The organism is Stenotrophomonas sp. YJH_SMC_82 (genome assembly GCF_059368875.1).
Genome location: NZ_JCAFSE010000004.1, coordinates 241607 through 262091, shown reverse-complemented (window position 1 = coordinate 262091; position 20485 = coordinate 241607). Strand labels below are relative to the sequence as shown.

At 68.6% G+C, this 20485-nt stretch carries 16 protein-coding genes; 8 read left to right on the top strand and 8 right to left on the bottom strand.

Going from position 1 to position 20485, the window contains the following annotated elements; translation table 11 throughout:
• Positions 1-311: 311 nt before the first annotated feature.
• Complete coding sequence (gene purL, locus AC5P53_RS16520) at positions 312-4196, bottom strand: phosphoribosylformylglycinamidine synthase (protein WP_140222906.1); 3885 nt, start codon at positions 4194-4196, stop codon at positions 312-314.
• A gap of 821 nt (positions 4197-5017) precedes the next feature.
• Here purL and AC5P53_RS16515 point away from each other — a divergent pair.
• On the top strand, positions 5018-7117 hold the full coding sequence (locus tag AC5P53_RS16515; protein WP_241887265.1) for a glycosyl hydrolase family 18 protein: 2100 nt from the start codon (positions 5018-5020) through the stop codon (positions 7115-7117).
• A gap of 121 nt (positions 7118-7238) precedes the next feature.
• Here the strand turns inward: AC5P53_RS16515 and AC5P53_RS16510 are convergent, their stop codons facing one another.
• Together AC5P53_RS16510 and xerD are read right to left on the bottom strand one after the other, a co-directional pair.
• Positions 7239-8024, bottom strand: coding sequence for a thioredoxin fold domain-containing protein (locus tag AC5P53_RS16510; RefSeq protein ID WP_014645882.1), 786 nt, complete (start codon positions 8022-8024; stop codon positions 7239-7241).
• A gap of 100 nt (positions 8025-8124) precedes the next feature.
• A complete protein-coding gene (gene xerD / locus AC5P53_RS16505) occupies positions 8125-9102 on the bottom strand; it encodes a site-specific tyrosine recombinase XerD (protein ID WP_046428433.1) in 978 nt (325 codons plus the stop codon).
• 56 nt (positions 9103-9158) lie between these two features.
• On the opposite strand from xerD, the gene AC5P53_RS16500 reads away from it, so the two are divergent.
• Positions 9159-9650: an RDD family protein gene (locus AC5P53_RS16500; protein WP_049442192.1), complete on the top strand. Its 492-nt coding sequence runs from the start codon at positions 9159-9161 to the stop codon at positions 9648-9650.
• Positions 9651-9829: 179 nt separating this feature from the next.
• Here the strand turns inward: AC5P53_RS16500 and lptG are convergent, their stop codons facing one another.
• Together lptG and lptF are read right to left on the bottom strand one after the other, a co-directional pair.
• Positions 9830-10936, bottom strand: coding sequence for an LPS export ABC transporter permease LptG (gene lptG, locus AC5P53_RS16495; RefSeq protein WP_032962258.1), 1107 nt, complete (start codon positions 10934-10936; stop codon positions 9830-9832).
• Positions 10933-12015 (bottom strand): LPS export ABC transporter permease LptF, encoded by a 1083-nt coding sequence (gene lptF / locus AC5P53_RS16490; RefSeq protein WP_032962260.1) that lies wholly within the window; start codon positions 12013-12015, stop codon positions 10933-10935. The genes lptG and lptF overlap by 4 nt, the downstream gene beginning before the upstream one ends.
• A 104-nt stretch (positions 12016-12119) precedes the next feature.
• Here lptF and AC5P53_RS16485 point away from each other — a divergent pair, with 104 nt between their 5' ends.
• The 5 genes from AC5P53_RS16485 to AC5P53_RS16465 all read left to right on the top strand — a co-directional run bounded on the left by AC5P53_RS16485 (position 12120) and on the right by AC5P53_RS16465 (position 18159).
• Entirely contained in the window at positions 12120-13598 is a 1479-nt protein-coding gene (locus AC5P53_RS16485) for a leucyl aminopeptidase (protein WP_241887264.1), read from the top strand.
• A gap of 82 nt (positions 13599-13680) precedes the next feature.
• The gene (locus AC5P53_RS16480; RefSeq protein WP_014645876.1) at positions 13681-14106 is read left to right on the top strand and encodes a DNA polymerase III subunit chi; all 426 of its coding nucleotides are present in this window, start codon (positions 13681-13683) and stop codon (positions 14104-14106) included.
• A gap of 19 nt (positions 14107-14125) precedes the next feature.
• On the top strand, positions 14126-14317 hold the full coding sequence (locus AC5P53_RS16475; RefSeq protein ID WP_014035920.1) for a YqaE/Pmp3 family membrane protein: 192 nt from the start codon (positions 14126-14128) through the stop codon (positions 14315-14317).
• 33 nt (positions 14318-14350) lie between these two features.
• Positions 14351-17179, top strand: coding sequence for a valine--tRNA ligase (locus AC5P53_RS16470; RefSeq protein WP_014645875.1), 2829 nt, complete (start codon positions 14351-14353; stop codon positions 17177-17179).
• A 158-nt stretch (positions 17180-17337) separates the two neighbouring features.
• Positions 17338-18159 carry an EamA family transporter gene (locus AC5P53_RS16465; protein ID WP_014645874.1) on the top strand — a complete coding sequence of 274 codons (822 nt, stop codon included), beginning with the start codon at positions 17338-17340 and terminating at the stop codon, positions 18157-18159.
• A 45-nt stretch (positions 18160-18204) separates the two neighbouring features.
• Here AC5P53_RS16465 and rimI read toward each other — a convergent pair whose 3' ends face one another.
• The 3 genes from rimI to pssA are packed head-to-tail and all read right to left on the bottom strand — an operon-like array spanning position 18205 to position 19975.
• On the bottom strand, positions 18205-18702 hold the full coding sequence (gene rimI, locus AC5P53_RS16460; protein ID WP_014645873.1) for a ribosomal protein S18-alanine N-acetyltransferase: 498 nt from the start codon (positions 18700-18702) through the stop codon (positions 18205-18207).
• Complete coding sequence (locus AC5P53_RS16455) at positions 18699-19202, bottom strand: hypothetical protein (RefSeq protein ID WP_014645872.1); 504 nt, start codon at positions 19200-19202, stop codon at positions 18699-18701. The genes rimI and AC5P53_RS16455 overlap by 4 nt, the downstream gene beginning before the upstream one ends.
• A complete protein-coding gene (pssA, locus tag AC5P53_RS16450; RefSeq protein ID WP_005415206.1) occupies positions 19199-19975 on the bottom strand; it encodes a CDP-diacylglycerol--serine O-phosphatidyltransferase in 777 nt (258 codons plus the stop codon). Before pssA ends, AC5P53_RS16455 begins: the two co-directional genes overlap by 4 nt.
• Positions 19976-20055: 80 nt before the next feature.
• Between pssA and AC5P53_RS16445 the strand changes: the two genes are divergently transcribed.
• A complete protein-coding gene (locus tag AC5P53_RS16445; protein WP_046428468.1) occupies positions 20056-20433 on the top strand; it encodes a DUF4124 domain-containing protein in 378 nt (125 codons plus the stop codon).
• Positions 20434-20485: the final 52 nt, after the last annotated feature.

Sequence of the window (20485 nt, the reverse complement as noted above, 5' to 3'; positions counted from 1 at the left end):
CAGAAAACCGAGCGCGTGCGCCAACCGGTTACTGCGAAATGAATGATTCTGAAACGGGGTTCAAGTGTTAACGGCAACTTTGCAGATCGTCAAGACTTTGACACGACAAATCCTATTGCCGTGAAGCAGTTCACTATTTCACGTGTTTATAAAGGCATTTTGTTAGACATACGTGACGAACTGCTGGCGCATGAAAACGGATGTAACTAGCGGCCAGATCAGCAATTTCACGCACACAAAGAAAAACCCGCCGACAAAGCGGCGGGTTTTTCCATACGCGGTGGCATTGCGGCCTGCGCGGAACGATGCGATCAGCCGCACCACACCCGCGCGTTGCGGAACATGCGCATCCACGGCGAATCACCCTGCCATTCAGCCGGTGCCCAGCTCAGGTTGAGCGCGCGCGGGGTGCGCTCCGGGTGCGGCATCATGATGGTGACGCGGCCGTCGGTGCTGGTCAGGCCGGTGATGCCGTCCGGCGAACCGTTCGGGTTCAGCGGGTACTGGCTGGCGACGTTGCCATGGCCATCGATGTAGCGCAGCGAGACGCGGGCGGCAGCCTGGTCGACGGCGTTGTCGAACACGGCCTGGCCTTCGCCGTGCGCCACCGCTACCGGCAGGCGCGAGCCGGCCATGCCACGCAGCAGGATCGACGGCGATTCCACCACTTCCAGCAGCGCGGTGCGGGCTTCGAACTGCTCGCTGGCATTGCGGCGGAACTGCGGCCAGTGTCCGGCACCGGGGATGATGTTCTTGAGCTGGCTCATCATCTGGCAGCCGTTGCACACGCCCAGCGCGAAGCTGTCTTCGCGCGCGAAGAACGCGGCGAAGGCATCACGCAGCGCACTGCGCTCCAGGATCGAGGTGGCCCAGCCACGGCCGGCACCGAGCACATCGCCGTAGCTGAAGCCGCCGCAGGCGACCAGGCCGGTGAAATCCTGCAGCGCCACGCGGCCTTCGATCAGGTCGCTCATGTGCACGTCGAAGGCGCGGAAGCCGGCACGTTCGAAGGCGTTGGCCATTTCGATCTGGCCGTTGACGCCCTGCTCGCGCAGCACCGCCACGCGCGGACGCGCACCGGTGCTGATGAACGGTGCCGCCACATCCTCGTTCAGGTCGAAGCTGAGCTTGGGCTTCAGGCCCGGTGCGTTGAAGGCACGGGCGACCTCGCGCTCGGCATCGGCGTTGGCCGGGTTGTCGCGGCGCTTCTGCATCGCGTGGGTGACCGACCACCAGGCGTCGAACAGTGCGTCCCAACGCCATTCGGCCAGGTTCTCGCCACCCAGCGACACGCGCACCACCGGCGCGGTGGTCGGCTTGGCGATGCGCTGTGCGCATTCGGTCAGTGCGTGGCGTTCGACCAGGTCGGCGAACGCAGCGCGGTCTTCGCGCGCGATCTGCACCACCGCACCCAGTTCTTCGTTGAACAGGCTGCGGAACGGATCATCGCCCCAGGCATCGAGCGTGATGTCCAGGCCAAGGCGCGAAGTGAAGGCCATTTCGCACAGCGCGGCGAAGGCACCACCGTCGCTGCGGTCGTGGTAGGCCAGCAGCAGGCCAGACTGGCGCGCATCGCGGATCAGCTCGAAGAAGCCACGCAGGCGCTGCGGATCGTCCAGGTCCGGAGCGGCACCGGCGAAGGCCGGCAGATCGCCATGGTCGGCGTGCACCTGGGCCAGGATCGAACCGCCCAGGCGCTGCTTGCCGGCACCCAGGCCGATCAGCCACAGCTCGCTGTCCACGTCGCGGTCGAGCAGCGGGGTCAGCTGCTGGCGCACGTCGGCGACCGGCGCGAACGCCGAGATCACCAGCGACACCGGCGACACGCTCTTGTGCGCTTCGCCCTGGTCGTGCCACTGCGCCTGCATCGACAGCGAGTCCTTGCCCACCGGGATGCTGATGTCCAGCTGCGGGCACAGTTCCATGCCCACCGCCTTCACCGCGTCGTACAGCAGTGCGTCTTCGCCCGGGTGGCCGGCCGCGGCCATCCAGTTCGCCGACAGCTTGATTTCATCCAGCGCATCGACCGGGGCCGCACACAGGTTGGTCAGCGCTTCGCCCACCGCCATGCGTGCCGAAGCCGCCGCATCGAGCAGGGCCAGCGGAGTACGCTCGCCGATCGACATCGCTTCGCCAGCCACGCCATCGAAGTCGGCCAGGGTGATCGCCACGTCGGCCACCGGCAGCTGCCACGGGCCGACCATCTGCTCACGCGCGGTCAGGCCACCGACGCTGCGGTCACCGATGGTGACCAGGAAGTTCTTCGAGGCGACGGTCGGGTGCGCGAGTACGCGCAGGCCGGCTTCCTGCAGGTCCAGGCCGCCGGTCTTCAGCGCCGGCCAGCGCGGTGCCGGCGGGTGCGCGGTGTCGCGGTGCATCTTCGGCGGCTTGCCGAACAGCACGTCCATCGGCAGGTCGATCGGCGCATCGGCCGGGGTGTGGCCCGGCACGGCACCGTAGGCCACCACCAGGTGCTCCTCGGCGGTGGCCACGCCAACGGCAGCGAACGGGCAGCGCTCGCGGGCGCACAGCGCGGCGAACTCGGCCAGGCGCTCCTGGGCCACGCCCAGCACGTAGCGCTCCTGCGACTCGTTGCACCACAGCTGCATCGGCGACAGCGACGGATCATCGGTGGGCACCTTGCCCAGGTCGATGACACCGCCGACCTTGGAGTCGTGCAGCAGTTCGGGGATGGCATTGGACAGGCCACCGGCACCGACGTCGTGGAAGAACTTGATCGGGTTGTTGGCGCCCATCGCCACGCAGCGGTCGATGACCTCCTGGCAGCGGCGCTCCATTTCCGGGTTGTCGCGCTGCACGCTGGCAAAGTCCAGGTCCTCGGCGCTCTCGCCGGAGGCCACCGAACTGGCCGCGCCGCCGCCCAGGCCGATCAGCATTGCCGGGCCACCCAGCACGATGACCGCATCACCGGCCTGCAGCGGGATCTTGTCGACCTGCACGCGGTCGATCGCGCCGAGGCCGCCGGCCAGCATGATCGGCTTGTCGTATGCACGCACCAGATCGGCGCCTTCGGGCAGCTCGAAGCTGCGGAAGTAGCCGAGCAGGTTCGGTCGGCCGAATTCGTTGTTGAACGCGGCGCCGCCGAGCGGGCCGTCGGTCATGATTTCCAGCGCCGGCGCCATGCGCGGGTTCAGCGCGCGCGGCGCTTCCCACGGCTGCGGCAGCTCGGGGATGCGCAGGTGCGAGACCGAGAAGCCGGTCAGGCCCGCCTTCGGCTTGCCGCCACGGCCGGTCGCGCCCTCGTCGCGGATCTCGCCACCGGCACCGGTCGAGGCACCCGGGAACGGCGCGATCGCGGTCGGATGGTTGTGCGTTTCCACCTTGATCTGGAACGCGCTGGGCACCTGCGGCTCGCGGCGGTATTCGCCACTGGCCGGATCGGGGCGATAGCGCGAGGCCGGATGGCCTTCGATCACCGCGGCATTGTCGCTGTACGCGCTGAGCGTGTGCTGCGGAGTCTGCTGGTGGGTGTTCTTGATCATCCGGAACAGCGAGCGGTCCTGCTCCTGGCCGTCGATGGTCCAGCTGGCGTTGAAGATCTTGTGGCGGCAGTGCTCGGAATTGGCCTGCGCGAACATCATCAGTTCCACGTCCGACGGCGACCGGCCCAGCGCAGTGAAACGCTCGCGCAGGTAGTCGATCTCGTCCTGGGCCATGGCCAGGCCGAGGCGCTGGTTGGCGGCCTCCAGCTGGTCCACCGGCACGCGCTCCAGTTCACCCCGGGCCGGTGCCGAGAACAGCGCCTGGCCCTGTTCCACGGTCTCCAGCACCGACTGCGTCATCGGGTCGTGCAGCGCCTTGACCAGCGCCTGCTGGGCGGCGGCATCGGCCGGCCAGCCCTGCACGTCGATGCGCAGGCCACGCTCGACCCGGCTGACCGGCTGGCCGGCACCGCGGACCAGTTCGGTGGCCTTGCTCGACCACGGCGACAGCGTGCCCAGGCGCGGCACCACGATGCGGCTGACCGCGCCGTCGGCCACGGCTTCGGCCTGCGGCGCCGCTTCGAGGATGCGGCACAGGGTGGTCAGGTCGGGGGCGGCGCTGCCTTCGGGCTGCACGAAATAGACGTGCCAGGCACCGCTGATGCGCAGGGAGGGAGCGATGGACTGCAGGCGGGATTCAAGACGTTCGCGGCGGAACGGCGACAGGGCGGGCGCGCCCTCGAGGACCATCATGTCCGGGGAACCGTAGTTGGGAAACGGGCCCGACATTGTACCGGAAGCGGGGGAAGGGCTCTGGCCGGGCGGCGCCCGGCACCCGCCGAGGCCAGGGCAACGGCAACAGCAACGGCCAAAGCAAAAGCGGGGTTCCCGTGGGGTGGCGGGGTGGGTCCGGTGGCGGGGGACGCCGTAAACCCGTCCCTGGGGGCTTGGCCGCGGCATCCATGCCGCGGACACCCCCGCCACCGGACCCACCCCGCCTTCGACAGATTTCCGCGATCTGCGGTAAATCCACGCCATGCGTGCATGCTCTGCGGTAGTGCCGGCCGCTGGCCGGCAACCAGGGAAATCTCAGAAGTCAGGCATTGAAGAGCGAAGCGACCGGCTTTTGCTTTTGATTTTTTGTTCTGTCTTTCGTGGCTGGCCGCGCAGGAACCTGTCCGTGGCCGGGCGGGTGGGTTGCGCAGGGGCGTAAGCGCCATGGATGGCGCGCCCGAGCCTACAGGGACGTATTCACGGCGTCCCCTGCGCAGCCCACCCACCCGGCCAACCCCAGAAATCTGCTTTTCGCGGAAAGCCCCCAGCCACGAGGGGGCTCCGCCGATGGCCGCCGACCGCGCGCAGCGCCGCTCTCCGCCCGAATCCCGGAACCATGCGCTTGCTCACGGATTGACCACGCGATTGATGACAACGTTGTCCCCACCTGGCGCCGGACTCTCTCCCCGGCCCCCCAGGTACCCCGTCCGCCCCCTCCGTCGCCTTCCCGGGCGACGCCCGGACCTGCGTCACGCGCGGCGCCATCGGGGCCCGCGCGCCCTTTGATCGGAGACTTACCCATGTACGACCCGATTGTGCGCAGTGCCGAACGTTCGACCCGAAGCTGTCGTCCCCGCCACCTGGCCTGGCTGCTTGCCCTGGCCGCCGGTACCGCCGCCCTGCCCGGCCTGGCGCAGGCTGCCAGCTGTGCCGGCGTGGCCCAGTGGGACCAGGCCAGGATCTACCGGGCCGGCGATACCCTGCAGAAAGGAGGCGTCCTCTATCGGGCGAACCAGGACATCTGGAACGCGCCGCCGGACCATCCGGCCGGTGCGCCCTACTACACCAACCTTGGTGCCTGCGATGGCAGCGGCAGCAACCAGCCGCCGGTGGTCAGCCTGACCTCGCCGGCCAACGGCGCCACCTTCAGCGCCGGCAGCACGGTCAACGTGACCGCTACCGCCAGTGACCCGGACGGCAGCGTCGCCAAGGTCGAGTTCTTCCGCGACGGCAGCTCGCTGGGCGTGGCCACCGGTGCGCCGTATGCGGCCAGCTGGGCCAATGCCAGCGCCGGCAGCCACACCCTGCGTGCGGTCGCGACCGACAACAACAACGCCACCACCAGCACCCCGACCATCACCATCACCGTCAACGCCGCCGGTGGCGACACCACCGCACCGAGCGTGCCGGGCGGGCTGGCGGTCGGCACCCGTACCGCCAACAGCATCGCGCTCAGCTGGAGCCCGTCCACCGACAACACCGGTGGCAGTGGCCTGGCTGGCTATGACGTGTACCGCAACGGCAGCCTGGTCGGTTCGCCGTCCAGCGCCAGCTATGTGGATGGCGGGCTGACCGCATCGACCACCTACCGTTACCGCGTGCGGGCGCGCGACAACGCCGGCAACGCGTCGGCGCAGGGCACCGAAATCAGCGCCACCACGCTGGCCGGTGACGGCGGCACCACCGGCAAGCGGGTCATCGGTTACTTCACCCAGTGGGGCATCTACGGCCGCAACTACCGGGTCAAGAACATCGACAGCAGCGGCTCGGCCGCACGCCTGACCCACATCAACTACGCGTTCGGCAACGTGCGCAACAACCGATGCGAAGTCGGCATCACCCAGCCGTCGGATCCGAACAGCGGTGCCGGTGGCGATGCCTTCGCCGACTACACCAAGGCCTTCAGTGCCGCCGAGAGCGTCAGCGGCAGTGCCGATACCTGGGACCAGCCGCTGCGCGGCAACTGGAACCAGCTCAAGCAGCTCAAGGCCAAATACCCGGGCATGAAGGTGCTGATCTCGCTGGGTGGCTGGACCTGGTCGCGCGGCTTCTCCAGCGCAGCGCGCCCGGAAAACCGCCAGGCCTTCGTCGCCTCGTGCATCGACGCCTACATCAAGGGCAACCTACCGGTGACCGACGGTGCCGGCGGTGCCGGTGCCGCGCTGGGCGTGTTCGACGGCATCGACATCGACTGGGAATACCCGGTGGCCTGTGGCATCGAATGCGGCAAGCCGGAAGACAACGCCAACTTCACCGCGCTGATGGCCGAGTTCCGCCGCCAGCTCGATGCGGTGCGGCCGGGCCTGTTGCTGACGGTGGCGGTGGGCGCCGGCATCGACAAGATCCGTGTCACCGATCCGGCCGCATACCACCCGTACCTGGACTACATCAACGTGATGACCTACGACTTCCACGGCGCGTGGGATACGAAGACCAATCACCAGTCGGCGCTGTTCGATTCGCCGAATGATCCGTCCACCGGCGACCAGAAGCTGTACAACAGCAACGACGCCATCGAGGCCTTCATCAGCCGTGGCGTGCCCGCCGCCAAGCTCAACCTGGGCATTGGCTACTACGGGCGTGGCTGGACGGGTGTGGCCAACGCCAACAACGGCCTGTACCAGACCGCGACCGGCGCCGCCCCGGGTACGTATGAAGCCGGCATCGAGGACTGGAAGGTGCTGAAGAACCTGGCGTGGCCGGGCTACACCGACAACACCGCCGGTGCCACCTGGATCTACAACGGCAGCACGCTGTGGAGCTTCGACACCCCGGCCAACATCACCCGCAAGATGGGTTACGTGAAGACCCAGGGCCTGGGCGGCGCGTTCGTCTGGGAGTTCAGCGGTGACGATGCGCAGGGCACGCTGACCAAGGCGGTCAGTGATGGCCTGAAGTAAGCAAAAGGCCGGGGATGCGACACGCATCCCTGGCTTCCTGCCTGTAGAGCCGAGCCCATGCTCGGCTGCTGTTTCCGCAGCCGAGCATGGGCTCGGCTCTACAGAAAAAGACCAGCGACGATCAGCGCTTGGCCGACAGCTTCTCCAGCGCGGCACGCAGCTGCGCCGGCGGCAGGTAGCCGCCCAGCTGGGTGCCATCCGGCGCGAAGATCGCCGGCGTTCCATTCACGCCCAGCTGCTGGCCCAGCGCGTACTGCATCGCCACCGGGTTGGTGCAGTTCCTGGCCGGCACGCTGCCACCGCGCTTGGCGTTGGTCAGCGCCTGGCGACGATCCGCTGCACACCAGACCGAGATCATGTCGGTGTAGTCCTTGCTGCCCAGGCCCATGCGCGGAAACGCCAGGTACTCGACGGTGATGCCGTTGCGGTTGAGTTCGGCGATGTCCTGGTGCAGCTTGCGGCAGTAACCACACTCGATGTCGGTGAACACGCTGATGGTGTACTTGGCGTTCGGCGCCGCGAACACGATGCGATCGCCGTGGTTGGCCTTGGCCAGCAGGCCCCGGCGGTAACCAAGCAGGCCCTCGCTGTTGGCCGGGCCCTTGGCGCGGGTGTCGTAAGGCTGCGACTGGAACAGGTAGCGGCCGTCATCGGACACGTACAGCAGCTGGCCGGAAACGACGACCTCGCGGAAGCCGGGGAACGGCGCGGCACCGATGTAATCGACCTGGAAACCCGGATTGAGCGCGGTCAACGCGGCACGTACCGCCTGGTCGGCCGGCGCGTTGGCGGCCGGGCTGGCCTTGGCCGCAGCGGCAGCAGGCGCCTTGGCGGCCGGCGGAGCCGGCTGGGCGCAGGCGGTCAGGCTGAGCGCACCGAACACGGCGGCGATGGCAAATCGGAGCATGGAGCGATCCGCAGCAGAAGAAGACTCCGGATTCTGACACAGCCGCCGGTACCGGGCCGCGACGCCCGGCACGGCCCCGGGCAGCGATTCAGCCCGGCGCTCAGCCGCGCGGATGGTGGCGGGCGTGCAGCTTCTGCAGATGCTCGCGCGCTACCAGGGTGTAGATCTGGGTGGTCGACAAGGAACTGTGGCCGAGCAGCATCTGCAGCGCGCGCAGGTCGGCACCGCGGTTGAGCAGATGGGTGGCGAAGCTGTGGCGCAGGCCATGCGGGCTGATCCGCGCCGGGTCGATGCCGGCCACCTGCGCATGGCGCTTGACCAGGTGCCAGAACGCCTGCCGGGTCAGCGCATGCAGCGTCGGCTCGATGAACAACGGGGTCTGACCATCCGCCAGGGCATGCACCTTGCCCTTGCCGACCAGCAGCGGGCGCGACTGCTGCAGGTAACGCTCCAGCCAGTGCTGCGATTCCTCGCCCAGCGGCACCAGCCGCTCCTTGCTGCCCTTGCCGGTGACCCGCAACACGCCCTGGCGCAGGTTGACCGCCGTGGCCGGCAGCAGCACCAGCTCGCTCACGCGCAGGCCGGCGGCATACATCAGTTCCAGCATGGCGCGGTCGCGCAGGCCCAGCGGGCTGTCGATGTCCGGTGCCGCCAGCAGCGCATCGATCTGGCTCTCGGCCAGCGCCTTGGGCAACAGCCGCGGCAGCTTCGGGGGGTCGAGCAGCGCACTGGGGTCTTCGCTGCGTTCGCCACGGCGCACGCCATCGGCGAAGAACGCCCGCAGCGCCGACAGCAGGCGCGCGTTGCTGCGCGGCGACCAGCCGTGGCGGGTGCGCCAGGCCAGGTAGTCGAACAGCCCGGGACGTTCGATGCCGGCCAGGCCACCGTCGCGTCCATCCATCCAGCGCGCCAGCCCTTCCAGGTCGCGCCGGTAGCTGTCCAGGGTGGCGCGGGCCAGGCCGTTCTCGGCCCAGATCGCATCGAGGAAGCGCTGGATGCGCACACTGTCGTCGGCGCGCAGCTCGGGCAGTTGCTGGACCAGCTGGCGGCGTTCGGCGGGGGTGGAAACAAGGGCCATGCATGCAGGATACGAGGGCCACTGCGGGCACGGCCAGCTTTGCGTATGCTCGGCGCATGTCCCGCCCTGCCACCGACACGGCCCCTGCGGCCGCTACCGAAACGCCCCGTCCGCGCGCGCTGCTGTCCTGGCGCATGCTGGCGATGGTCTACGACGCGCTGCCGGTGCTGGCGCTGTGGATGCTGGCCGGCACGCTGTTCACCCTCGCCTACACCTTCAGCGGCCACGCGCAGCGCGAGAACATCGCACCGTTCAGTATCTGGCAGTGGCTGCTGTGGGCGGTGTGCTGGGCGATCACGGGGTGGTATGCCACGGCCAGCTGGCGCCGCGGCGGGCAGACGCTGGGCATGCGGCCGTGGCGGCTGAAACTGCAGTCGCGCGATGGCACGCCGTTGCGGCACGGCCAGCTGTGGCTGCGCTTCGCGGTGGGGACGCTGTCGCTGCTGCTGGGCGGCCTGGGATTCTGGTGGGCCTGGGTCGACCGCCAACGCCTGACCTGGCACGACCGCGCCAGCGGCACCCGCCTGGTGCGCATGCCCAAGCGGTGATGCACGATCTGTAGAGCCGAGCCCATGCTCGGCTGGCAGGCAGTGCGCAAAAAGCAGCCGAGCATGGGCTCGGCTCTACAGAATCCAGCACGCTGGGCCGGGATGCTGGTGGTCGTGGCACGGATGCCGAAGCGGTGGATTGCCCCGGTAGCGCCGGGCATGGCCCCGCGCTACCAGAATCAGCCCGACTTGCGCCGGAACAACAGTCCGGACACGGCCAGCATGACGATCGGCGGCAGCGCATAGGCAATGCGGTAATCGAACTTCAGCGCACCGGCCATGCGGCCGAAGAACAGCTGCAGCAGCCAGAAGCCCAGTGCAAACAGGATGCCCAGGAACAGGCGCTTGCCCATGCCGCCGCTACGCAGCGACCCGAACGCGAACGGCACCGCGGCCAGGCACAGCGCCAGCACGTTCACCGGGTAGAACCAGCGGCTCCAGTACACATCCTCGAAATCGCGCGCATCCAGCCCGTTGCGCTGGCGGTAGGCAATGCTGGTGCTCAGCTCGGCCACGCTGAGGTTTCGCGGCTTGGCGATGCCGGTGGCCAGCGCCGCCGGATCCAGCTTCGAGTTCCACGGCTCACGCGCCACTTCCTGGCGAGTGGCCGAGCGCTCGCCGAAGGTGTCGCGACGCACCCCGGTCAGCACCCAACCGTCCTTGTCGTGCTCGGCGGTGGCGGCATGGGTCAACGAGGCGATATTGCCGTCTTCGGCGATCCGGTACAGCCGCACGTCACGCAGGATCAGCCGCGTGCCCTTGTCGCCCACCAGCTGTTCCTCGCCGCTCTGGGCGTTGAGGAAGGTGTCGCCTTCGCGTGCCCATAGGCCGGAGTAGCGGGTGGTGGAGATGTCCCGCCCCCACTTGGCACTGGCCTTCAATGCATCGGCACGGTCCTGCCCCCACGGGCCCAGCGTCTCGGCGCTGAGCACCATCACTGCGGTCAGCAGCGACAGCGCGATCGCCACCGACACGCTCAGGCGCTTGCGCGACAGGCCCAGCGCACGCAGTGCGGTCAGCTCCGAGGTCGCGGCCAGCTGGCCCAGACCCATCAGCGCGCCGATCACCGCGGCGGTCGGGAACATCGTGTAGGCGCGGCGCGGCACCGTGTACAGCACCCAGGCGGCGGCATGGCCCAGGGTGTAGCCGTTCTTGCCGATGTCCTTGAACTCGCCGGAGAACGCCATCACCACGTCCAGGCCGACCAGCACCGCCCAGGTCAGCAGCACCGTGGTGAACACCGACTGGCCCAGGTACAGATCGAAACGCATCGGGCGCAGCCTCATGCGCGGGCTCCCTTCGAGCGGCCCAGGCGGCCATCACGTGCATACATCCAGATCGCCAGCGCCAGCAGCGGCACGGTCAACCACCACAGGCCGAGCGCGGCCGGAATCTTGCCGTTGGCGATCCAGCCACTGCCGATGAACATCAGGTTGGTGCCCACCATGTAGGCCATCAGGGCCAGCATCATGCGGCCGTAGCGCTGCTGGCGCGGCGAGCTGCGGCCCAGCGGCACGGTCAGCAGGGCGAAGGCCAGCGCGATCAGCGGCGGTGCCAGGCGGCGGTGCAGCTGCGCCTGCGCCTGGGGGCGCTCATCGCCGATCAGCTGCAGGGTCGGCATCAGTTCCGGGTCGTCCTCGGTGCGGGTCTGTGCACCGTCGGGCAGGGCCACGTCGTTGCGGGCAAAGGTCGCCAGCCGGTAATCCAGCGCGCCGGCCACCGGGCCTTCCACCTGGTGGCCATCATCCAGCTCCAGGAAGCGCTGGCGGGTGCCCTCGAAGAACATGCGGCCACCATTGGCGGACACCACTTCCAGGCGGTCATCCTTCTGGCGCTGCAGGAACACCTTGCCCAGCTGGGTGCCATCGGGCGAGATCGAGGACAGGTACACCACGCCGCCATTGGGCAGCGGGGTGAAGCGGCCCGGCTCCAGGCCGGCCATCAGCACGCTGCGGTTGGCCTCGATGATCATCTGCTCGGCCATCCGGCCGGCCCACGGGCCCAGCCACAGCGAGCAGGCGCCGACCAGCAGCACCACCGGCACCACCAGCATCAGCAGTGGCCGCAGCAGCCGCTTGGGCCCCACGCCAATGGCGGTGATGACCGCCATCTCCGAGTCGCGGTAGAGCCGGGCCACGGCCAGCAGCAGGCCCAGCATCAGCGCCAGCGGCAGGATCAGCGGCAGGTAGGCGATGAACTGCAGGCCCAGCTGGGAGAACAGCAGCTTGGCCGGCAGGCGTCCGTCGGCGATGTTGCCGAGGATGTCCACCAGCACGCCGCCCACGCTGACCACCAGCAGGACGATCAGGGTAGCCAGGAAACTCTGGACGAAATCGCCCAGCAGGTATCGGTCGAGCTTCAGCATGGGGCGGTGGTTTAAACTCTGGGGTTCGTTCGCGGTGCCGCCCAGTCTACTGTCTGGGCGTAAACGGCCTGCGATTGTACGGACTCGCCAATGGAATCTGCTCAATGGCCCTCGAATTCACCCTGAACCACGTTGCTCCGGCCGCCGCCACCGTTGATTGCCTGGTGGTCGGCGCGTATGCCGACCATACCCTGACCCCGGCCGCGCAGGCCCTGGACGCCGCCAGCGGTGGCCGCCTGGCCGCCCTGGCCCAGCGTGGCGACCTGTCCGGCAAGACCGGCGCGACCACCCTGCTGCACGACCTGCCGGGCGTGACCGCGCCGCGCGTGCTGGTGGTCGGCCTCGGCGACGCCGCCCGCTTCGGCGTGCCGCAGTACCTGAAGGCCGTGGGCGACGGGGTGCGCGCGCTGAAGGCCGGCGCCGTCCGCAGCGCGCTGTTCACCCTGTCCGAAGTGGCCATCAAGGACCGCGACGCGGCCTGGGCGATCCGCCAGGCAGTGATCGCCGCCGATCACGCCGCCTACCGCTACACCGCCACCCTGGGCAAGAAGAAGGCCGACGATGCCGGCCTGGCCCAGCTGGCCGTGGCCGGTGACGACGCCCAGGCCCTGGCCCAGGGCCAGGCCATCGCCGCCGGTGTCGAGTTCGCCCGCGAACTGGGCAACCTGCCGCCGAACTACTGCACCCCGGCCCATCTGGCCGAGGTCGGCGTGAAGTTCGCCGGCGAGCACGACGGTGCCGAAGCCGAGATCCTCGACGAGCACCAGATGAAAGCGCTGGGCATGGGCTCGCTGCTGGCCGTGGCCCGCGGTTCGGCCAACCGCCCGCGCCTGGTCGTGCTGAAGTGGAACAATGGCGGCGACGCCAAGCCCTACGTGCTGGTCGGCAAGGGCATCACCTTCGATACCGGTGGCGTCAACCTGAAGACCCAGGGCGGCATCGAAGAGATGAAGTACGACATGTGCGGCGGCGCCAACGTCATCGGCACCTTTGTCGCGGCGGTCAAGGCCAAGCTGCCGCTGAACCTGGTGGTGGTGGTGCCGGCGGTGGAAAACGCCATCGACGGCAACGCCTACCGTCCTTCCGACGTGATCACCTCGATGTCGGGCAAGACCATCGAAGTCGGCAACACCGACGCCGAAGGCCGCCTGATCCTGTGCGACGCGCTGACCTACGCACAGCGCTTCGAGCCGGCCGCGCTGGTCGACGTCGCCACCCTGACCGGTGCCTGCATGGTCGCCCTGGGCCACCAGACCGCCGGCCTGATGAGCAAGCACGACGACCTGGCCAACGAGCTGCTGGCCGCCGGCGAGCACGTGTTCGACCGCGCCTGGCGCCTGCCGCTGTGGGACGAGTACCAGCCGATGCTGGATTCGACCTTCGCCGACGTCTACAACATCGGCGGCCGCTGGGCCGGCGCGATCACCGCCGGCTGCTTCCTGTCGCGCTTCACCGAAGGCCAGCGCTGGGCCCACCTGGACATCGCAGGCGTCGCCAGCGATGAAGGCAAGCGTGGCATGGCCACCGGCCGCCCGGTCGGCCTGCTGAGCCAGTGGCTGCTGGACCAGGTCGCCCGCGCCTGATGCCGTACCCGACCCTGGCCGGCAGACGCCGGCCGGGGCCTCGCCCGGCACTGCCGGGCCCTTGCCTGACCCGGACCCTGCCATGCCCCGCGCCGACTTCTACCTGATCGCCAAGCCCCGCTTCCTGACCGAGCCGTTGCGCCTGGTCTGCGAACTGGCGCGCAAGGCCAACGACGCCGGGCTGTTCACCCTGGTGCTGGCCCGTGACCAGGCCCAGGCCGAGGAACTGGACGAGCTGCTGTGGGCGTTCGACAACGATGCCTACATCCCGCACCAGATTGCCGGCGAAGACATGGACGAGGAAGAGGCCCTGGTGCTGATCGCCGTACCCGGCACCGACGCGCCGGCACGCCCGCTGGTGATCAACCTGCGCGATGAGCCCTGGCTGGGCCAGTGCGAGCGTGTGCTGGAAGTGGTCCCGGCCGATCCGGAAGCGCGCGAACCGCTGCGCGAGCGCTGGCGCCAGTACAAGGCCGCCGGTTACGACCTCAACAAGCACGACATGTGAGCCCGGCGAGGACCCCTTGATGCGCCTGCTGATCGCCCTGATTCTTCCCTGGCTGTCCTTCTTCACCATCGGCCGGCCGCTGGCCGGGATCGTCTGCCTGATCCTGCAGATCACCCTGATCGGCTGGCTGCCCGCCGCCATCTGGGCCGCCTACGCGGTCAGCCAGTACCACACCGACCAGAAGATCCGCCGCGCCCTCGGGTCGCGCTGATCTCCCTTCCGCCTTGATTACCGGTTCCCCCGCATGACCCAACTCGCCTCCAGCTACGACCCGACGTCCTTCGAGACCGACCTCTACGAGGCCTGGGAGAAGGCCGGCCACTTCAAGCCGTCCGGCACGGGCGAGCCGTACACCATCCTGCTGCCACCGCCGAACGTGACCGGCACCCTGCACATGGGCCATGCCTTCCAGCAGACCCTGATGGATGCGCTGGTGCGCTACCACCGCATGCGCGGCTACGACACGCTGTGGCAGGTCGGTACCGACCATGCCGGCATCGCCACCGAAATGGTGGTCAGCCGCAACCTGGCGCTGGAAGGCAAGGGCGAGACCCGCGATTCGCTGGGCCGCGAAGGCTTCATCGGCAAGGTCTGGGAGTGGAAGCAGCAGTCCGGCGACACCATCGAACGCCAGATGCGCCGCCTCGGCACCTCCGCCGACTGGTCGCGCAGCACTTTCACCATGGACCCGCAGCCATCGGCGGCGGTCAACGAGGCCTTCGTGCGCTGGTACGAGCAGGGCCTGATCTACCGCGGCCAGCGCCTGGTCAACTGGGACCCGGTGCTGAAGACCGCCATTTCCGACCTGGAAGTGGAGAGCGCCGAGGAGGACGGCTTCCTGTGGTCGATCGCCTACACGCTGGATGACGGCCTGAGCTACGAACACGTCGAGCGCGATGCCGACGGCGTGGAAACCCTGCGCGAAACCCGCGACTACCTGGTCGTTGCCACCACCCGCCCGGAAACCCTGCTGGGCGATACCGCGGTGATGGTGCACCCGGAAGACGAGCGTTACGCGCACCTGATCGGCAGGAACGTGGTGCTGCCGTTGACCGGCCGGCGCGTGCCGGTGATCGCCGACGACTACGTGGACCGCGCGTTCGGCACCGGCGTGGTCAAGGTCACCCCGGCGCACGACTTCAACGACTATGAAGTAGGCGTGCGCCACAGCCTGCCGATGATCAACCTGTTCACCCCGGTGGCGGCGCTGAACGAGAACGCGCCGGAACGCTTCCGGGGCCTGGACCGCTATGAAGCACGCAAGGCCGTGCTGGCCGAGCTGGAAGATCTGGGCATCCTGGTCGAGACCAAGGCGCACAAGCTGCAGGTGCCGCGTGGCGACCGAACCGGCCAGGTGATCGAGCCGTACCTGACCGACCAGTGGTTCGTGAAGATGGACGACCTGGCCAAGCGTGGCCTGGACCTGGTCGAGGACGGAAGCATTGCCTTCGTGCCGCCGAACTGGATCAACACCTACCGCCACTGGATGAACAACATCCAGGACTGGTGCATCAGCCGCCAGCTGTGGTGGGGCCACCGCATCCCGGCGTGGTTCGATGCCGCCACCGGCAGCTGCTACGTCGGTCGCAGCGAAGAGGAAGTGCGGGCCAAGCACAACCTGGGCAGCGAGGTGGTGCTGAACCAGGAAAGCGACGTGCTGGAGACCTGGTTCTCCTCGCAGCTGTGGCCGTTCTCCACCCTGGGCTGGCCGAACGAACAGGCCATGGCCGAGCGCGGCTTCGATCGTTACCTGCCGTCGTCGGTGCTGATCACCGGCTTCGACATCATCTTCTTCTGGGTGGCGCGCATGATCATGGCCACCGACAACCTGGTCGGGAAGATCCCGTTCAAGGACGTGTACTTCACCGGCCTGATCCGCGACGGCCAGGGCCAGAAGATGTCCAAGAGCAAGGGCAACGTGCTCGACCCGCTGGACATCATCGACGGCATCACCATCGACGACCTGGTCGCCAAGCGCACCGGCGGCCTGATGCAGCCGAAGATGGTGGAGAAGATCGAGAAGGCCACCCGCAAGGAATTCCCGGACGGCATTGCTGCCCACGGTGCCGATGCGCTGCGCTTCACCATCGCCGCGCTGGCCACCCACGGCCGCGACATCAAGTTCGACATGAACCGCGCCGAGGGCTACAAGAACTTCTGCAACAAGCTGTGGAACGCCAGCCGCTTCGCGCTGATGAACACCGAAGGTGCGGCGTTCAGCGGCGTGCCGACCCCGCGCACCGATGCCGAGCGCTGGATCCTTTCGCGCCTGGCCGCCACCACCGCCGAAGCGCAGGGCCATTTCGCCGCGTACCGCTTCGACCTGCTGGCGCAGTGCCTGTACGAGTTCGCCTGGAACGCGTTCTGCGACTGGTTCCTGGAGCTGAGCAAGCCGGCACTGAACGGTGCCGACGCGGCTGATGCCGAAAGCACCCGCCACACCCTGCTGTACGTGCTGGAAGCGCTGCTGCGCCTGCTGCACCCGCTCACCCCGTTCATCACCGAACAGCTGTGGCAGCAGCTGGCCCCGCGCCTGGGCCTGGCCGAAACCACGCTGTCGCTGCGCCCGTATCCGACCGCCGCCGAATTCGCCGGTGATTTCGCCCAGGCCGAGGCCGACGTGGAATGGCTGAAGGCGGTGATCAGTGCGGTGCGTCGCGTGCGCAGCGAATTGAACGTCGCGCCGTCCAGGCAGGTGCCGCTGCGCCTGCAGGCCGGCCTGGAGCAGGACCGCGTGCGCATCGAACGCTTCAGCGCCTCGCTGTCGTTCCTGCTGAAGCTGGACAGCATCCAGTGGCTGGCCGAGGGCGAAAGCGCACCGCCGGCGGCCGCCGCGATCGTGGGCGAGCTGAAGCTGCTGGTGCCGCTGGAAGGCCTGGTCGATCTCGATGCCGAGCGCGCGCGCCTGGACAAGGAGATCAAGCGCGTGGAAGGTGAGCAGGAGAAGAGCGAAACCAAGCTGGCCAGGTTCACCGACAAGGTGCCACCGGCGGTGGTCGATCAGGAGCGCGTGCGCCTGGTCGACTGGAACACCCAGCTGGCCGGCCTGCGCGAGCAGCGCGCGAAGCTGTAACGTCGCGCTCTGGTGCGTGCCAACCAAGGTTGGCACCTACCACGGCGGGAGAGGTTGGCACCTACCACGGCGGGAGAGGTTGGCACCCACCGAAGCGGAATCGGAAACGCCGGGCGATGCCCGGCGTTTCCATTTGCCCCGCATGGCATCATCGGCGGATGCCGCTTTCCATCTTCCTGCTCGTCCTCGCTGCCGCGGCGCTGCATGCCAGCTGGAATGCGATCGTCAAGCGCGGCCCGGACAAGTTCCTCGGTACCGTGCTGGTGACCGGCAGTGCCGCGTTGCTGTCGGCCGCCGCCCTGCCCTTCCTGCCCTTCCCGGCCGCGCACAGCTGGCCCTGGCTGGCTGCGTCGGTGCTGCTGCAGGTGACCTACTACGGGCTGGTCGCGCGTTGTTACCAGCAGGTCGACATGAGCCTGGCCTACCCGCTGATGCGTGGCAGCGCGCCGATCCTGGTCGCACTGGCCGGCACCCTGCTCGGTGAGCCATTGCCCGCCGCAGCGTGGCTGGGCGTGGTGCTGGTGAGCACCGGCATCCTGTGCATGGCACTGGGTGCGCGTGGCGGCCAGCTGCGCCTGCCGCTGCTGACCGCAGCGATGATCGCCACCTACACGCTGGTCGATGCGCAGGGTGCGCGCCAGTCCGGCAGCGCGCTCAGCTACACGTTGTGGTTGTTCCTGCTGTCGGGCATCCCGCTGCCGCTGTGGGCGTTGTATACGCGCGGCGGCGCGGTACTGGACTATGCGCGGCAGCATTGGCCGCTGGGACTGGCCGGTGGCGTCGGCACCACCGCCTCCTATGCGATGGCGTTGTGGGCCATGACCCAGGCGCCGGTGGCAATGATCTCGGCGCTGCGCGAATCCTCGATCCTGTTCGCGCTGCTGATCTCGGTGTTCCTGCTGCGCGAGCGGGTTCCGCGCACGCGCTGGCTGGCAGCGGTGCTCATCGTCGGCGGTGTGCTGGCGTTGCGGCTGGCGTGAGCGACGCATCGGTAGTGCCGGCCGCTGGCCGGCAACCCGTCTGCGTTACAGCGGCGGCATTTCCTGCAGATCGCCGTCGACCAGCTCGATCGCCATCACGACCGCATCCTCGCGGCCCTGTGCAGCCGGGTAGTAGCGCGGGCGGCGGCCGATCTCGTTGAATCCTTCGCTGTGATACAGCGCCAGCGCCGGCGTATTGGACGGACGCACTTCCAGGAAGACGCGCTGTGCGCCACGGTCGGCGGCCAGCTGCACCAGCGCGCGCAGCAGCTGGCGGCCCAGCCCGCGCGACTGTGCCAGCGGATCGATGCAGATGTTCAGCACGTGCGCTTCATCGGCGGCGATGCTGAGCACGCCATAGCCGACCAGCAGGCCATCGCGCTCCATCGCCAGGCCGGGATAGCCGGCACGCAGGCAGTCGATGAAGATGCCGCGGGTCCAGGGAAAAGGGTAGCCGCGCAGTTCGATCGCCATTACCGCATTGAGGTCGCTCTCGCGCAACGCACGCAGGCTGACCGGGCCGGGCCGGGTGACCGCGCTCATGGCGTGCCCCGCTTGCGCAGGGCACGCAGCTGCGGCCACAGCGCACGCTTGGCGGCCGGGTCGTGGCGCAGCTGGTCCAGCGGCCAGCTGTCCATCAACCGCTGCGTAGCCGGGTCGTTCGGGTTGCAGCCGGACGCACGCAGCAGCGCGATCTGCAGGCGATCCGGCAGGCGGACCACCGGCTGGCGCGCGTTGCCGCTGGGCATCGGGCGCTCAGCCGCCGGCACGGTATCCGGGGCACTGACCGGCGTTTCGCGGCGCGGCGGTGCCGGCCGTTCCGGGCGGGCTGCGGGCGCCACCCCGGCATGCTGTTCGCGCGACGGCACGGGGGCCCGCACCGGTTCCGGCGGGGCGACGCTGGCCTCGGCTTCGGCCACGCTCAACTGCAGCGCGGCATCCAGCTCGGCAGCCAGCTGGCCATCGTGATAGACGGTGTAGCCCATGGCCTGCAGCCAGGCCTGCTGGGCCGGTGACCACAGCACGGGCAGGTCCTGGCTCACGCGGCCTCGGGCTTCTTGCGCAGGCGCTGCACGGCCCACATCACCGGGCCGGACAAGGCGTACAGGATGCCGACCGCGAACAGCACGCGCGGCAGGTCGATGACCGCAATCGCGATCGCCACCGGCACCAGTGCCAGCACCAGGAACGGCACGCGGTCCGAACGGGTGCCCTTGGCAGCGCCACCCTTGAAGCTCCAGAAGCGGATGCGGCTGACCATCAGCAGCGCAGCGATGATCGTCACCGCCAGCGCCACGTACCGCAGCTGGTTGCCGTCCCAGCCCAGGTTGCCATCGGCGAACGCCCAGACGAAGGACATCATCAGGCCCGCTGCTGCCGGGCTGGCCAGGCCGACGAACCAGCGCTTGTCGACCACCGCCACCTGGGTATTGAAGCGGGCCAGGCGCAGCGCCGCGCAGGCCGCATACAGGAAGGCCACGGCCCAGCCGACGCGGCCGAGCAGCGGATCGTCGAACTTCAGCCACGACAGCGACCAGTGGTACATAACCAGCGCCGGGGCCATGCCGAAGCTGACCAGGTCGGCCAGCGAGTCGTACTGCACGCCGAATTCGCTGCTGGTACCGGTCAGGCGCGCCACGCGCCCGTCCAGGCCATCCATCACCGCCGCCACGAACACGGCGATGCTGGCATTGACGAAATCCCCGTTGGCCGCGGCGATGATCGCGTAGAAACCGGCGAACAGGCCGGCGGTGGTGAACAGGTTGGGCAGCAGGTAAATCGTGCGCGAGCGCGGCGGCGGTGTGATCGGGTCCATGGAATCCAGTTTAATCGACTTGCCAGCGGTCGGCGCCAATGCTGCAATCGGCGTTCTGCGCCCATTCCGTGGAGTCTGCCATGCGTGCCCTGTCCTGCCTTGGATGCCTGCTGCTGTTGGCCAGTGCCAACGCCGTGGCCGGCCCCGTCTACAAATGGAAGGACGCCCATGGCGTAACCCAGTATTCGGAGACCCCGCCGGCGGGCAAGAAGTTCGAGACCCGCGAGCAGGCCCGCACCCCGCAGGCCGCAGCCAGCACCGAGACCCCGGCCGCGCCGGTCCCCGGGCAGTGCAGCACGGCCCGGGCCAACCTGGCCCTGCTGGACGGTGGTGGCCAGGTGATGCAGGACACCGATGGTGATGGCAAGGCCGATACCCCGTTGACTCCGGAGCAGCACACCGCGCAGAGGGGATTGGCGGAGGCCGCCATCAAGGCGTACTGCCCACCGGCCGGTTAAGGGTATCGGCAGGGCTGCGCCCTGCACCTGCAGAGGCAACAGCAAGGGCAAC